The sequence below is a fragment of the Pseudomonas sp. ASL3 genome (genome assembly GCF_056680425.1).
The window spans coordinates 5,775,533-5,790,117 of the sequence record NZ_CM155281.1; the positions used below are offsets into that span (position 1 = coordinate 5,775,533).

Sequence of the window (14,585 nt, forward strand, 5' to 3'; positions counted from 1 at the left end):
ATCCCGGCTAATCCTTCTTTCGGTAACCGCTTCGATGAGCTGCAATAGCCAGAAAATCCGCTTTCTCCGGCAGCAGATCCCGTCGTTCGAGTGCGTCCCCGGCTGCCATGATTGCTGTGGCCCGGTAACCACCTCCTCCGAAGAAATGGCCCGCTTGCCGCGCAAGACCGCTGCCGAGCAAGAGGCAGCCATGGATGAGCTGAACTGTGTGCACCTGGGGCCTGATGGCTGCACGGTGTATGACGAGCGTCCGCTGATCTGTCGGCTGTTCGGCACCACCCCGACCCTGCCATGCCCCAATGGCCGTCGGCCGGTGGAGATGATTCATCCGCGCGCGGAAAAGCAGGTTCACGAATACATCGCGACCACTCGCCAGGTGTTGGTGTAGAAAGCACGACCGCTTCGCGGCCGATCGCGGGCAAGCGCGCTCCTACAAGTACAAAGCCGGACTGTAGGAGCGCGCTTGGTCTGGGCCGCATTCGGACGATGGCGTCAGCCCAGTCGACGAAGATCTCCCGTTTCACTCCGGAATCGGTAAATTCAAGCTCTCTTTTACTTCTTCCATGACGATATAGCTCTTGGATTCGCGCACGTGTGGCAGCTTGAGCAGGATGTCGCCCAGCAGTTTGCGATACGACGCCATCTCCGAAATCCGCGCTTTCACCAGGTAATCGAAGTCGCCGGACACCAAGTGGCACTCGAGCACATGCGGCAGTTTCAGCACGGCGCGGCGGAACTCTTCGAAGGTGTCGCCGGATTTGTAATCCAGGCTGATCTCGACGAACACCAGCAGACTGGCTTTGAGGTTCTGCGGATTTAGCCGGGCGTTGTAACCCATGATGATCCCTTCGCGCTCCAGCCTGCGCACCCGCTCGGTGCAGGGCGTGGTCGACAATCCCACGCGTTCCCCCAGCTCGGTAAATGAAATCCTCCCGTCAGCCTGAAGGATGCGCAGGATATTGCGATCGATCTTGTCCAGCTCACGCTTGGATTGGTGCTGGGTACGCATGGGTAAACCCCCTCTACTAATGCCGTTATTGCCGAGAATTACCGCCAAATATAGGTGTTTATATAGTGAAAAGCACTGGTCATAGCTTTTTATACTGCACACATGTTCGCTCTGAACAACAAACGTCAGCGGATATCCGCGATTGAGGGATTTAACATGCGAGTTCTGGTCCTTGGCAGTGGCGTGATCGGTACGGCCAGCGCCTATTATCTGGCGCGGGCTGGTTTCGAGGTGACGGTGGTCGACCGCCAGCCAGCGGCTGCCATGGAAACCAGTTTCGCCAACGCCGGCCAGGTTTCGCCAGGCTACGCATCGCCTTGGGCCGCGCCGGGCGTGCCCCTCAAAGCGATCAAATGGTTGCTGCAGCGTCACGCACCGCTGGCGATCAAGGCCACGGCGAATATCGATCAATACCTGTGGATGGCGCAGATGCTGCGCAACTGCACCGCCAGCCGTTATGCGGTGAACAAAGAGCGCATGGTGCGTCTGTCCGAGTACAGCCGCGATTGCCTCGATGAGCTGCGTGTCGAAACCGGCATCGCCTACGAAGGCCGCAGCCTTGGCACCACTCAGTTGTTCCGCACCCAGGAGCAACTGGACAACGCCGCCAAGGACATCGCGGTCCTGCAACAGTCCGGTGTGCCTTACGAAGTGCTCGACCGCGCCGGCATTGCCCGGGTCGAGCCGGCATTGGCCAGCGTCACTGACATTTTGACCGGCGCGCTACGTCTGCCGAATGACCAGACTGGCGACTGCCAACTGTTCACCACCCGTTTGGCGGAAATGGCGGTCAAGCTGGGCGTGGAGTTCCGTTTCGACCAGTCTATCGAGCGCCTTGACTACGCAGGCGACCGTATCAATGGCGTGTGGATCGACGGCAAGCTGGAAACCGCCGATCGCTACGTGCTGGCGCTGGGCAGTTATTCTCCACAGTTGCTCAAGCCGTTGGGTATCCGGGCGCCGGTGTATCCGCTCAAGGGTTACTCCCTGACCGTGCCGATCACCAATTCGGCCATGGCTCCGACCTCGACCATTCTCGACGAGACCTTCAAGGTCGCGATCACTCGTTTCGACAACCGCATCCGCGTCGGCGGCATGGCAGAAATCGCTGGCTTCGACCTGTCGCTCAATCCGCGTCGGCGTGAAACGCTGGAGATGATCGTCGGTGACCTTTATCCTCAGGGCGGTGATTTGACCCAGGCCAGTTTCTGGACCGGCCTGCGCCCAACCACGCCGGACGGCACCCCGATTGTCGGTGCCACGCGATTCCGCAATTTGTTCCTCAATACCGGCCACGGCACACTTGGCTGGACCATGGCCTGCGGCTCTGGTCGTTTGTTGGCCGATTTGATTGCCCGCAAAGCACCACAGATCAGCGCCGAAGGCCTCGATATTTCTCGTTACGGCAAAACCCCGGAGATCGTAAAACATGGCAATCCTGCGCCAGCTCACCAATGAGCGTATGAGTCAGCTCGTCGTCCACAACAGCACCGTGTACCTGTCCGGGCAAGTGGGTGACGACATGGCTGCCGGAATCGAGCAGCAAACTCGCGAGACACTTGCCAACATCGAGCGTTTGCTGGACCTGGCCGGCACCGATAAAACCCGAATTCTGTCGGTGACCATTTACCTGAAAGACATCGACGCGCATTTCGCCGGCATGAACAGTGTCTGGGACACATGGCTGCCAAAAGGCGTTGCGCCAGCACGGGCAACTGTCGAATCGAAGCTGTGCGAGCCAGAAATTCTGGTTGAGCTGTCGGTCGTCGCTGCGCTGCCTTAATCAAAAAGACCTTTCGCCCCGGCCCCCTTGATGGGTGTCGGGTTTTTTATTCTCATCACCGCCTAGAAGCCTGCCGCCATGCGTCCTGCCCGCGCCCTGATCGATCTGCAAGCCCTGCGTCACAACTATCAATTGGCTCGTGAAACCGCTGGGGCCAAAGCGCTCGCGGTGATCAAGGCCGATGCCTACGGTCACGGAGCGGTGCGTTGTGCGCAGGCTCTGGAGGCCGAAGCCGATGGGTTTGCCGTGGCCTGCATCGAAGAGGCGCTGGAACTGCGCGCGGCGGGGATTCGCGCGCCGATTTTGCTGCTGGAAGGTTTCTTCGAGGCGAGCGAGCTGGCGCTGATCGTCGAGCATGACCTCTGGTGCGTGGTGCATTCGCTCTGGCAGCTCGAAGCCATCGAACAGGCAAGCATTAGCAAGCTGCTGACCGTCTGGCTCAAACTGGATTCGGGTATGCACCGTGTCGGCTTGCATCCAGCGGATTATCAGGCGGCTTATCAGCGCCTGCTGAGCAGCGGAAAAGTGGCGAAAATCGTCTTGATGACTCATTTTGCCCGTGCTGACGAACTGGATTGCCCGCGCAGCGACGAGCAAGTGGCAGTGTTCGAAGCGGCCCGTCAGGGATTGTCGGCACAGATCAGCTTGCGTAATTCGCCCGCAGTACTGGGCTGGCCAAAGATACCCAGTGACTGGGTACGTCCCGGCATCATGCTTTACGGCGCCACGCCGTTCGATCAGCCACAGCCTCTGGCTGAGCGTTTGCAGCCGGTGATGACGCTGGAATCGAAAGTGATTTGCGTGCGGGAACTGCCTGCCGGCGAACCGATTGGTTATGGCGGAGGTTTCGTCACGGATCGGTCGATGCGCGTGGGTGTGGTGGCCATGGGGTACGCCGATGGTTACCCACGGCAGGCGCCCACCGGCACGCCAGTCTTCATTGATGGTCAAGCGAGCCGCCTATTGGGTCGGGTGTCGATGGACATGTTATGCGTCGATTTGACCGATTTGCCGCAGGTCGGTCTGGAAAGCCAGGTCGAGTTGTGGGGCAAGAACGTGTTGGCCAGCGATGTCGCCGCTCATGCGGGCACTATTCCTTATCAGATATTTTGCAACCTGCGCCGCGTGCCAAGACTCTATTCCGGCACCTGACGGGCAGCGATCGGCAGATACTGGCAAAATTGCATGCCCCCCGACAAGCCGCTAGTCCCTTTACGAGTGGGTTACGGGTCGAAGTGTTGTAAATACTGAACGCTGTTGCCATCATAACGTTCATTTCGACCATACCTGATCAATAGGAGGACTCCAGCATTGGACGTCGGTGAACGACTGCAATCCATTCGCAAGCTTAAAGGTCTGTCCCAGCGTGAACTCGCCAAGCGAGCAGGCGTGACCAACAGCACCATCTCCATGATCGAGAAAAACAGCGTCAGCCCCTCGATCAGCTCTCTGAGAAAGGTGCTGGGCGGTATTCCTATGTCCATGGTTGAGTTCTTTTCGGAAGAAGTGGAACAAGAAAATCCGACCCAGGTGGTCTATAAAGCCAGCGAGTTGATCGACATTTCGGATGGCGCCGTCACCATGAAACTGGTGGGCAAGGCCCATCCGAGCCGAGCTATCGCTTTTCTCACCGAGATCTATCCTCCAGGTGCCGATACTGGGGATGAGATGCTCGTCCATGAAGGCGAAGAAACCGGGATCATGATCGAGGGGCGGCTGGAACTGGTGGTGGGCGCTGAGACGTTCATTCTCGAAGCGGGCGACAGTTATTATTTCGAAAGCACCAAGCCTCACCGCTTTCGTAATCCGTTCGACCTGCCTGCGCGACTAATCAGCGCCGCGACGCCGGCAAATTTTTGAATTAAATTACACGCTTGAACAGAGGCGCGCGTCTCGGGGATGAGACCACCAAGCGCCCATCGCAGAGCCCGACAATCGGTAAATACCCCTGCGACTATAGGGTTGTTTCAGAGTGGCGGGCTAACCGTTATACTTGCGCCCGCCCGCGAAGCCGTGGCTGCGGGCGTGACTAGCCACCATGAGGGTGTAAGCGTGAATCTAATTAATAAAATGCTGGCAGTACAAGCTGCCGTATTGGCCCTTTGGGCGGTCGGCGCTCAAGCTACGACAAATGATGATATCGCCAAGCGGTTGGAGCCGGTGGGTCAGGTCTGTGTGCAAGGCAAAGAGTGCGCCGGTATGGACGTTGCCGCTTCGGCTGGCGGTGCCGGTGGTGCCAAGACTGCTGATGAAATCATCGCGGGCCATTGCAACGCGTGCCACGGCACCGGTTTGCTGGGTTCGCCGAAAATTGGCGACGCCGCTGATTGGGGCAAGCGCGCCAAAGAGCAGGGCGGTCTTGACGGCCTGCTGGCTAAAGCCATTACCGGGATCAACTCGATGCCGCCAAAAGGCACCTGTTCAGATTGCTCTGATCCCGAGTTGAAAAGCGCGATTCAGAAAATGTCCGGCCTGAAGTAATTCGGCCTGATGACAAAAAGCCGACGTTGAGTCGGCTTTTTTGTGTTCGTGCCTGAAACGCTTCGCGACGAAAATCAGTCCTGATCAGACAGTAGTTTTTTCAGGTATTGACCGTTGGAGTTTAAGACCGCTTTGTAAACGCTATAAGATTCCATGTCGCAAGCTTCGGCAGGCTCCAGAATGCCGTCATGCAGGTGTCTCAGGTCGCAATCGGGGATAGACATGAGGATCGGAGAATGGGTCGCAATGATGAACTGCGAGTTTTGCTTTGCCAGCTCTGCGATTCTAATGATGAAGCTAAGTTGGCGGGTGGGGTGCAATGAAACCTCAGGCTCATCAAGTATGTAAATGCCATTCGGTTTGAACCGATTTTTATAAAGCGCTTCCATAGCCTCTCCGTGAGACATGGAGTGAAGATCGCGTCCGCCATAATAAGTCTTTATTTCAGGATCGAAACTTCCTTCGCTATCTAATCGCCGGATTTCGGTATTTAAATTATAAAAAGTTTCCGCTCGATAAAAGAAAACGTCTTTCTCCTTTTGGTACCCTTTGGAAATAATCAGGTGCTCGTGCAGGTCTGAGTGGGTTGACTCTGTGTCGAATCTGAAGTTTTTGCCGCCCCCTTCGGGATTGCATCCCAATTTGACCGCGATCGATTCAAGCAACGTCGATTTGCCCGCCCCGTTCTCACCGACAATAACCGTGATTGCATTATTCAGCGTTATCGGAAATATTCGATCAATAGGGGTGTCAGGCGTGGCCCCAGGTTTGAGTCGTATTTCTTTAATGAATGTGGTGTTCATGTTCAACTCCCGAAAATCCTAGCTATCGAAATTTTAGTTCCAATTAGTGATAGTGCGGCTTGTATAGAGCTATTTGCCGCTAGAGCAAATATACCAATATAGCCTAAGTAGTATACTAAGTCGGTCCCAAGTGTTGCTGGAGATAAAAAAGCTATAAGAAGTAACGATGTGGCGATGATAAATGAAATGAAAATTTCAGGGCCACCGGCAAGGAAGATACTCAGGCGCTCATACCTGTATCGAGTTCCTATAGATTTTTTTAAATGATAGTCGTTTATTCTGGCCTTTAGTTGAAAGTGTCGAAGTGGTGCTGCAGATGCCTGTTTGAGGTGGATTATTGAAGCTTTATATTTCTGCTCTTGTTCAATTTCTAACTTATATACTTGGCTGACTTTATTAGATGAGCGGGCCACATGGAGATATGAGAGTCCAAATAGCGCCAATAATGGAGCTGCCATGAAGTAGTTATCGAAGGTCAACAAAATAAAGGTTGCTAGAGTCAACCCACCTGAAGCAGTCAGCTCTAAAACTTGTACTACACTGGAGGCCACTCGCTCGGAGTCCTCTTTCATCAACGTAACAAGTTCTCCTTTATCATTGGATTGATTGCTGATGTATATGTGCTCAATAATGGATAGCCGTACACGCCCCTCTATAAAACGATTCAGGGTGTCGGAGATGGATTGTAATGTGTTTTTGCCCAAAAAAGTTATTACTAGCAGTAATATAACCGATAGATCCGGCTTGGAGTTCGTCATCTCCTTTAGGGCTGCGCTGATTAGATAAGGTATGGTGATCTGTAGCGCTGCTGCCAATAGCAAGAGTAGTAGACCTACAATGATGATTAGTCTGCAGGTTCTGATCGTTTTATTCATGTGTCTGTTCTCGTTCATGTAATGATCGCACTCTCGACTGTCTATAAAGTGCTTCTGCGCTTGAGAAATAGATGCCTAACAAAAAGCTAAGGGGTATTAATATGCGTTCGATGTACATTGCTGCCGCAATGAACGCACCTATTGTGAGTGCCCCTGTTTGTAGTAAGCTGCTACCAAGATATAACAAAAGTGAAGTCCCAATGAGAAACGATAGGCCAGAGATTGCTTCTAGCGTTGATATCTTCAATTGCGTCTTCCAAAGTGTTTGAAGTGTAGTGTTCTTCAAAGTTTCAAATGTTATAAGCGGAGGCCTAGTCTTTGTTTTGGCGGCAGATAATATTTTGCTTATGAGGGTTGTATTTATGTCAACGTATTGACCATAAGCATTATTCGTAATCGTCAGGGTGGATTTAAATACTAGCGATGCAAACATAATAGCTGCAAGTGGAGCGATTGACAGTATGGGGTGGTAGTTATATATTACTATGAGCGAAACCAATATGGCCACTACACTTGTGCTGATGTCATAATAAATACTGTGTCGCAAATATATAGAATTATCTATATCGTTATCAATAAGCTCAATTATGTCACCTTCAGTTGGTGAAACCTTATTATGCTGTATTAGAATGCTCACAGATTTTTGTTTCAACTTTAATCGAGTAGAAGCATTGGATCTTGCTAAATAGAATTTCGAGCCAAGCCTTATGCAAGGTGAAAGAATGAGGCCCATGCAAGCAGATAAGATATACCAAAGGTGCAATTCATGATTCTTCTGGTAGTGATCGATGGCGTAACCCAAAAAAAGCGGGGCGCCCAAGTTTATGCAAGCTGCAGTCGCCCCGAGAGCCATAAAGCCAAAGTTAAGGATCATTATTTTAAGTAAGTCATTTGGTGGATGAGAAAAGGGAAGTCCAACGATTCGTTTAAAATTCCGGATGCTCCCAGAATTGCCCCTGTTTTGCCTACCCAGAGACCTAGAGGGTCTGCCGCTCTAGAGCGTAGCTCTCGTATATCGTGTTCTGCCAACAATGATAGATTCAGCCACGCATAAACTCTTTCATCCGACAAGGCTGGAGGGTATAACTTTTTGATGATATTTAATAAGCCGTAAGCGCCGTGACACATTGAGTCGTTTGAAGGTCGCTTTCGTTGAATCAAATGTTCATAGCTAAAAAAAGATGATGGAGGTCTGTTTGTAATGAAAGTCAGTGCCTGTTGTACATCATGATCTGCAAAGTATTGAAGAACGAGGTAGTTTCCAGGCAGTCCGTGACTCCAAGAAAACTCACCCTGTTGGGATTCAGATCTTCTTCGGTAATCGGGCCAGTTATTGATGGTTTCATCATATTGTCCCAGTTCCCAATCTAGAAATGTGGAAAAAGTTTTATATACTTCAGGTGTCTGGTTGATAGTCTTATAGTAATAGAATAGTGAGTATGCGCACCCCATGACCCCATGGGAAACTCCTGAGAGAAGAGAGTCTTCGCGAGTTGTAACGGATCTGTCGAATTGCACCATCCGCTTGCCGTCTAGCAGTGTCAATTCGGAGTCAATTTTTTCGTATAGGGTTTTCGCCAGTGAACCGAACTCGATATCCTTCGTGAGATCAAAGAGTTTGGTCAGAATGCTGAGTGTGCCATACATACCCGATAGTAGGTCTGCTCCCCAGTAATATTTTTGCCACCAGTCCTCTGACATTGCGTTGTGCAGATATTTTTTATATTTAAATAATAGCTCGTCGTGTCGACAGTCATCAAAATATTTCAAGCAGATAGTAAGGGGCACAATCGAAGAAGAAAGACCAAAATGAGAACCGCCTAAGTGCGAACCCTTGTTGTCTAATTTTGTAATAACTCGTTTATAAGTTTCATCCAGCAACAATAATATTCCATTTGTCGGAAGTGGCATAATATGGTGAATCATCACGAGGCCATAAACTATGCCTGAAAGTCCATAATACAGATCTTCTCCAAGCTCAGAATACTCGATGTATCCGCCAGGGGACGCGTGGAACCCGTACCATAAACCGTTATTGGATAGTTCAAGCGTAATTCTATTTGTCAGAAATTTTAGATTTTCTTGTTGCGAGAGTTTTATATTCTTTAATACTTCAGGAAGGGGAGTTGAGGTGGATCCCATAGCGTCAGAATTCCGGAAGCTGTGAGTTGTCAGTTTCTTCCCATGATCGTACATGAAGCTCATTGCGGTCAAAGTATTATTTATTTGAGAGATTTCGAAGTTGCGTCGGTCTTCCGTAAAGTTTTCAATATAATCAACGCTATTAGAAAGCCCATCTAAGAATGTGTCCGGGTCGAGGTGTCCTTCACCGGCGTAATTTGGTTCAAAGAACGTTAGCGATCCAACACTGCTTTTTGCGTAGGGAATATCGATATCCAAAAGCGCTTTTACTTCTGCGGATAAAAAACCTATTGCGGGCGCATTGTCGTTATCAAGTATTTTTGTTAAGAAGGCTTTCCGTTCTTCGGTTGAACGCATCAAGGTGGCGTGAAGTGAACACTGAAGGGCGTAATGGTATGTGGCGGTGGGCCGCGGAACGTAGCGGGTTGGTAAGCCTTCGAACGATCTAATTTTTTCGATCACATAAGGCTGATGTTGTTTCAATATTGAGAAGAAGTGATTAAATCCTTCTTGAATTTCACTTTCATAGTGCCACGGGGTCACTACCTGATTGTTTAGATAAAGTACGTTTTGGCCAGGGAAAATCTTCACTCCATCTGTGCCAAACTTACCGTCCCCTTTATCATCCTCTAAATGCTGATAAAGATTTAAGCTCACATATTGTTCTTTCAGCCCTCCTAGCGCGCTCAAATCTACCCCAATACCGTCTGTTCCTTTCCATGTCCAATTGGGGAGAATGCTCGTCTGAGTACTATTCCACCGGACCTCTTTGGGGATGCTGCTGATATTTAATACGCAATAGAAGATAGTCTCAAGATCTATCGGAGTAGGATTGTTTCCATTGCAAATCAGATTGTCGGAAGTTATGTCGGAAGCTGTTAGCGCTGTACAGTACCCAAGCAGAAAGCCAGCGCGCTTATAGTAGGTCTTCACATCTGAAATGCTATTGGCTGGTAAGTGAGGGACGTATTTGGTCCAGCCATGTTCAGGGTTGACTATGTAAGATGGAATTTCCCAGCCTGCATAATCAGCTCCGGCTGTCTTGGATAAATGGCTAAGAAGCTCAGACGCGCTACGTTCAATCTCGAGGTTTCTTGGCTTATAAACTATTTTGCTGCCATTAGAGAAAGTTAGCGTACAAACTGTGAGCGAGCCGTTATGAGTTTCGCCTTCAGACGGAGCGCACTCAGATAGAGAATGGAAGGAGTTTACGTCTGTTATCGTTCCGAGGGTCGCTCGGTTTTCTGCAATGCGTATTGCAAGGAGGCAGGTTTGACTAACAAAATTGTCAGATATTTTTTGAAGCACCCGAGTCAGCTCTGGGTATGCCTCCAAGATATTGAGTAAGTACTCGCTGTTTTTTCTCAGCAACTCATAATATTCTGACGTGGTTAATTTGTGGGGAGTGATCGTTTGATTCAATATATCCTTTTCCACAGACAGGACATTTGTAGCGGTGTTGGTTGTGCGGGTCGATAAATTTTTCAAATATCCATTAATGATTATTTTCCGTTCATCGTCAGTTAGCCCTTCTATTTTGGCTAGCTGTTTGACAGCGTTCTTTATGTAATAAGCAAGAAAAGGCCAGACAGGACAATCTGTCGTAAGGTTTTCAGACTCGGGTGATTGAGATTTGAGTATCTCTACGGCGTCATGCATTTGTAAGCTCCGTTAATAGGTGACGGCCGTAAAACGGCCGCCAACTTTATATTACGCGTAAGTAGCGTTGCAGCATCGGTTCCAGCATTGGGTGCAACAGCTAGTGCATGGTCGAGTTCCACTGCTCGCCGCCGTAAGGTTGCTATACGCTTGAATTACTAGCGCTGAGACTGGTGTAATTGTATCGAGCAGAGAGTTTCTATTGTCTTTAATTATATCAAGATTAATTTGCATTATGAGTGCTCGCTAAGTATGGACTAAAAATGTTCGACAGGGCGCAATGCACTGGTCGGTAACTAACATTTGTAGTCAAAAATGATTGATGTGTGCTGAAGCTGATATTTACGGATCACGAACTATTCATTGGCAAACTCCTTGTTTGTTTTGTTTTGAGTCGTCATCTAGTAGCGGTATTTCTTCATGGAGTTAGTCTCGGTCCGAATTGTTTATTAGTCAATCCGCGACACGTCCGATAAGGTTGTAGCTTTTTCCTTAAGAAAATTCCTACTCGCAGTCGGAGTTTTTCTTACTTGCTTATTTTTATGGTCTTAGATGTTGTGGGTGCTGTTTTTAAGGTGGTTATTACTGAGAAAGTCTGTGGGGCTAGCCGTTATACTTGCGCCCACCCGTCGAAAATCGGTGACGCCGCTGATTGGGGCAAGCGCGCCAAAGAGCAGGGCGGTCTTGACGGACTGCTGGCTAAAGCCATTGCCGGGATCAACTCGATGCCGCCAAAAGGCACCTGTTCAGATTGCTCTGATCCCGAGTTGAAAAGCGCGATTCAGAAAATGTCCGGCCTGAAGTAATTCGGCCCGACGACAAAAAGCCGCTTTAGAGCGGCTTTTTTGTGGGCGTTTTTTGGACAAAAGACGCGTGGGGACTGTCCTTTGCAGCAAACACCCGGCAAGCTCGGTCCAACCTGAAACCAAGGATGTGCCGGGAGGGTTAGATGCCGCAGTCATGCTCCATCGAACAAGCAGTCGACCAAGTACTCGCGCAATTGCCCGCGCACATTCACATGGGCCTGCCGCTGGGGTTGGGCAAGCCCAATCTCTTCGTCAACGCACTTTTTGCGCGGGTCAAGGAGCTGCCGCAGCGTCAGTTGACGATCTACACCGCCCTCTGTCTCGGGCGCCCGGAGCTTGGCGAGGGTTTACAGGAGCGATTTCTTGAGCCCTTCGTTGCGCGGGTATTTGGCGATTACCCCGAACTGGACTTCCTCGCTGACCTGCGCCGCGACAGCCTGCCGCCGAATATCCGTATCGAGCAGTTCTTCATGCAGCCCGGCAGTTTGCTCAACAGTCACGCCGCGCAGCAGGATTACGTCAGTAGCAACTACAGCCATGCCGCGCGTGACATCAACGCCAATGGCCTGAATCTGGTGGCGCAACTGGTCGCTCGGGATTCGCAGCGGCCGGGCCGGTTGAGCCTGAGTTGCAACCCTGATGTGACTCTCGACCTGCTGCCGATGATTGCCAAACGTCGCGCGGCGGGCGAAACCATCCTTTTGCTCGGCCAGGTTCACGCTGACTTGCCGTACATGCCCGGCGACGCGGAACTCAGCACGGGGGCCTTCGACTTATTGCTGGAGGACGAAGAGCACAGCACCTTGTTCTCCACGCCGAACATGCCGGTGGGGTTTCAGGACCACTTCATCGGTTTGCATGCCAGTACGCTGGTGCGCGATGGCGGTACGTTGCAGATCGGTATTGGCGCGATGGGCGATGCGCTGACGGCGGCACTCCTGGCGCGGCAAGACGATAACGGCGCTTACCGCGCATTGCTCGCGGAGCTGGACGCGACCACGTCCTGGCAGGCATTGATCGAACACGAAGGTGGCGTGCAGCCGTTCGCCCAAGGCCTGTACGGTTGCAGCGAGATGTTCGTCAACGGCTTGTTGGTGCTGGTGGACGCCGGCATCGTGCGGCGCAAGGTGTATGCCGACGTAACCCTGCAACGACAAGCCAACGACGGCACGCTGGACGAATTGGCCCATCCAGACGGCATCCTGGTCCACGGTGGTTTTTTCCTTGGCCCGCGCAGTTTTTATCAACGCTTGCGTGAGTTCTCGCTGGAGCAGCGCGGTCGCTTCAACATGACCGCCATCAGTTACATCAACGAGCTGTACGGCGATGAAGAACTCAAGCGCCTGCAGCGGAGCGATGCACGATTCATCAACAGCGCATTTACCGTGACCCTGATGGGCGCGGCAGTGTCTGATCAACTGGAGGACGGGCGGGTGGTCAGCGGAGTCGGCGGCCAATACAACTTCGTTGCCCAAGCCCATGCGCTGGAAGGCGCGCGCTCGATATTGATGCTGCGCAGCTGGCGGGAGTCAGGCGGGGAGGTCACGTCCAATATCGTCTGGGAATACGGCCACACCACCATTCCCCGGCACCTGCGCGACATCATGGTCACTGAATACGGGATCGCGGATCTGCGCGGCAAGACCGACGCCCAGGTCATCGAGGCGATGTTGAATATCACCGATTCACGCTTTCAGGACGGCTTGATCGAGCAGGCACAGAAGATCGGCAAACTGCCTCGGGATTTTCGCCTCGACCCGCGCTTCACCGAAAACACCCCGCAACGCCTGCGGATGCTGCAAGCGCGGTATGCGCAGCTGTTCCCGGAATACCCGCTGGGCTGTGATTTCAGCGCCGAAGAGCGGGATCTGCTGCGAGCGTTGAACTGGCTGAAAAGCAAATTCAAGCTCAGCGAGATTCTGGAATTGGGCAAAGCCACTCTCGACGCGCCGGAGCCATCGGCCTATCCAGTGCATCTTGAGCGAATGCAACTGGCCGAGCCGCAGGGGTTGAAGGAGGAGCTGTATCAGCGGCTGGTGTTGGCGGGGTTGCAGGCTACACATCCCGGCGTCTGACAGACCTTCGCAGCGGGACGCGTAGTTGCAAGCCTGCTCCCATCAAACAACGCATAAATCATTGAAAATAAAGCATAATTTTTATGCAATTTTCAGCCTAACGCTGACCCCCTGTAGGAGCTGACTTGTCTGCGATCCAGTGCGAAGCGCTGGCAAAAATGGTGAATCCACCATCGTCGGAAGGTCCTTCGGCCCTTTTCGCAGACAAGTCAGCTCCTACGCCCTCCGGGCAGAATCGCGACCGAGTTTGCTGCGCGACAGCGCGGCGTCGAAGACGCGGCGAGGCCTCCCACAGGGTTAGCGGTGTACACAAACTCTGTGGGAGCAGGCTTGCCTGCGAATAGACCTGACGCAATCAATCGAGAAAAGTAACTACACCCTCCGCCAACGATTTCACGCGGGCCAGGGATTCAACGCGATAACCCTGCGCATCAAGCTCCGCGCGGCCGCCCTGGAACGATTTCTCGATCACGATGCCCAGTCCGGCAACGCTGGCGCCGGCTTGTTTGATGATCGAGATCAGCGCTTGCGAAGCCTTACCGTTGGCCAAGAAGTCATCGATGATCAGCACGCGGTCGCTGCTGGTCAGGTGCCGAGGCGAAATGGCAATCGTGCTTTCGACTTGCTTGGTGAACGAATACACGGTCGCCGACAGCAGGTTTTCGGTGAGGGTCAAGGACTCGTGTTTACGGGCGAAGATCACCGGCACGCCCAGTTTCAGACCGGTCATGATTGCTGGCGCAATGCCCGAAGCTTCGATGGTGACGATCTTGGTGATGCCCGAGTCGGCGAACAGCGTGGCGAACTCTTTGCCGATCAGTTGCATCAGCGCCGGGTCGATCTGATGGTTAAGAAATGCGTCGACCTTCAACACCTGGTCAGAAAGGACGATGCCTTCTTCGCGAATTTTCTTATGCAGTGCTTCCACGATGGTTCCTCAGGCAGCGCAAAT

At 51.9% G+C, this 14,585-nt stretch carries 12 protein-coding genes and 1 pseudogene; 8 read left to right on the plus strand and 5 right to left on the minus strand.

All coding sequences use genetic code 11. The features are described from left to right. Positions 1–34: 34 nt before the first annotated feature. Complete coding sequence (locus AC1MEE_RS26380; RefSeq protein WP_480412423.1) at positions 35–388, plus strand: YkgJ family cysteine cluster protein; 354 nt, start codon at positions 35–37, stop codon at positions 386–388. A 132-nt stretch (positions 389–520) separates the two neighbouring features. On the opposite strand, the gene dadR is transcribed toward AC1MEE_RS26380, so the two are convergent. Then, a complete protein-coding gene (gene dadR / locus AC1MEE_RS26385; RefSeq protein WP_322184564.1) occupies positions 521–1,009 on the minus strand; it encodes a transcriptional regulator DadR in 489 nt (162 codons plus the stop codon). A 156-nt stretch (positions 1,010–1,165) separates the two neighbouring features. Between dadR and dadA the strand changes: the two genes are divergently transcribed. From dadA to AC1MEE_RS26410, 5 genes are all read left to right on the plus strand, one after another. Continuing rightward, positions 1,166–2,467 carry a D-amino acid dehydrogenase gene (dadA, locus tag AC1MEE_RS26390; RefSeq protein WP_480412424.1) on the plus strand — a complete coding sequence of 434 codons (1,302 nt, stop codon included), beginning with the start codon at positions 1,166–1,168 and terminating at the stop codon, positions 2,465–2,467. Further along, positions 2,439–2,792 (plus strand): RidA family protein, encoded by a 354-nt coding sequence (locus tag AC1MEE_RS26395; RefSeq protein WP_480412425.1) that lies wholly within the window; start codon positions 2,439–2,441, stop codon positions 2,790–2,792. Before dadA ends, AC1MEE_RS26395 begins: the two co-directional genes overlap by 29 nt. Positions 2,793–2,870: 78 nt before the next feature. Beyond that, complete coding sequence (gene alr, locus AC1MEE_RS26400; RefSeq protein WP_480412426.1) at positions 2,871–3,944, plus strand: alanine racemase; 1,074 nt, start codon at positions 2,871–2,873, stop codon at positions 3,942–3,944. Between the two features lie 159 nt (positions 3,945–4,103). Further along, positions 4,104–4,652 (plus strand): cupin domain-containing protein, encoded by a 549-nt coding sequence (locus AC1MEE_RS26405; RefSeq protein ID WP_480412427.1) that lies wholly within the window; start codon positions 4,104–4,106, stop codon positions 4,650–4,652. A gap of 192 nt (positions 4,653–4,844) precedes the next feature. Continuing rightward, positions 4,845–5,273 carry a c-type cytochrome gene (locus AC1MEE_RS26410; protein WP_480412428.1) on the plus strand — a complete coding sequence of 143 codons (429 nt, stop codon included), beginning with the start codon at positions 4,845–4,847 and terminating at the stop codon, positions 5,271–5,273. A gap of 74 nt (positions 5,274–5,347) precedes the next feature. On the opposite strand, the gene AC1MEE_RS26415 is transcribed toward AC1MEE_RS26410, so the two are convergent. From AC1MEE_RS26415 to lanM, 3 genes are all read right to left on the minus strand, one after another. Next, positions 5,348–6,076 carry an AAA family ATPase gene (locus tag AC1MEE_RS26415; RefSeq protein WP_480412429.1) on the minus strand — a complete coding sequence of 243 codons (729 nt, stop codon included), beginning with the start codon at positions 6,074–6,076 and terminating at the stop codon, positions 5,348–5,350. A 2-nt stretch (positions 6,077–6,078) separates the two neighbouring features. Then, the gene (locus tag AC1MEE_RS26420) at positions 6,079–6,951 is read right to left on the minus strand and encodes a hypothetical protein (RefSeq protein ID WP_480412430.1); all 873 of its coding nucleotides are present in this window, start codon (positions 6,949–6,951) and stop codon (positions 6,079–6,081) included. A gap of 873 nt (positions 6,952–7,824) precedes the next feature. Beyond that, entirely contained in the window at positions 7,825–10,752 is a 2,928-nt protein-coding gene (lanM, locus tag AC1MEE_RS26425; RefSeq protein WP_480412431.1) for a type 2 lanthipeptide synthetase LanM, read from the minus strand. 632 nt (positions 10,753–11,384) lie between these two features. Between lanM and AC1MEE_RS26430 the strand changes: the two are divergent. Both AC1MEE_RS26430 and AC1MEE_RS26435 read left to right on the plus strand, forming a co-directional pair. Beyond that, positions 11,385–11,558 (plus strand): annotated as a pseudogene (locus AC1MEE_RS26430) (c-type cytochrome); the annotation flags it as partial. A 143-nt stretch (positions 11,559–11,701) separates the two neighbouring features. Next, positions 11,702–13,633 (plus strand): acetyl-CoA hydrolase/transferase C-terminal domain-containing protein, encoded by a 1,932-nt coding sequence (locus tag AC1MEE_RS26435; RefSeq protein WP_480412432.1) that lies wholly within the window; start codon positions 11,702–11,704, stop codon positions 13,631–13,633. 355 nt (positions 13,634–13,988) lie between these two features. Here the strand turns inward: AC1MEE_RS26435 and AC1MEE_RS26440 are convergent, their stop codons facing one another. Next, positions 13,989–14,561: a xanthine phosphoribosyltransferase gene (locus tag AC1MEE_RS26440; RefSeq protein WP_480412433.1), complete on the minus strand. Its 573-nt coding sequence runs from the start codon at positions 14,559–14,561 to the stop codon at positions 13,989–13,991. Between the last annotated feature and the right edge of the window lie 24 nt (positions 14,562–14,585).

What these genes read in the sequence shown, in the direction of transcription:
- AC1MEE_RS26380 (WP_480412423.1), top strand. Translation starts at nt 35, where the DNA reads ATGAGCTGCAATAGCCAGAAAATCCGCTTTCTCCGGCAGCAGATCCCG.
- dadR (WP_322184564.1), bottom strand. Translation starts at nt 1,009, where the DNA reads ATGCGTACCCAGCACCAATCCAAGCGTGAGCTGGACAAGATCGATCGC.
- dadA (WP_480412424.1), top strand. Translation starts at nt 1,166, where the DNA reads ATGCGAGTTCTGGTCCTTGGCAGTGGCGTGATCGGTACGGCCAGCGCC.
- AC1MEE_RS26395 (WP_480412425.1), top strand. Translation starts at nt 2,439, where the DNA reads ATGGCAATCCTGCGCCAGCTCACCAATGAGCGTATGAGTCAGCTCGTC.
- alr (WP_480412426.1), top strand. Translation starts at nt 2,871, where the DNA reads ATGCGTCCTGCCCGCGCCCTGATCGATCTGCAAGCCCTGCGTCACAAC.
- AC1MEE_RS26415 (WP_480412429.1), bottom strand. Translation starts at nt 6,076, where the DNA reads ATGAACACCACATTCATTAAAGAAATACGACTCAAACCTGGGGCCACG.
- AC1MEE_RS26420 (WP_480412430.1), bottom strand. Translation starts at nt 6,951, where the DNA reads ATGAATAAAACGATCAGAACCTGCAGACTAATCATCATTGTAGGTCTA.
- lanM (WP_480412431.1), bottom strand. Translation starts at nt 10,752, where the DNA reads ATGCATGACGCCGTAGAGATACTCAAATCTCAATCACCCGAGTCTGAA.
- AC1MEE_RS26435 (WP_480412432.1), top strand. Translation starts at nt 11,702, where the DNA reads ATGCCGCAGTCATGCTCCATCGAACAAGCAGTCGACCAAGTACTCGCG.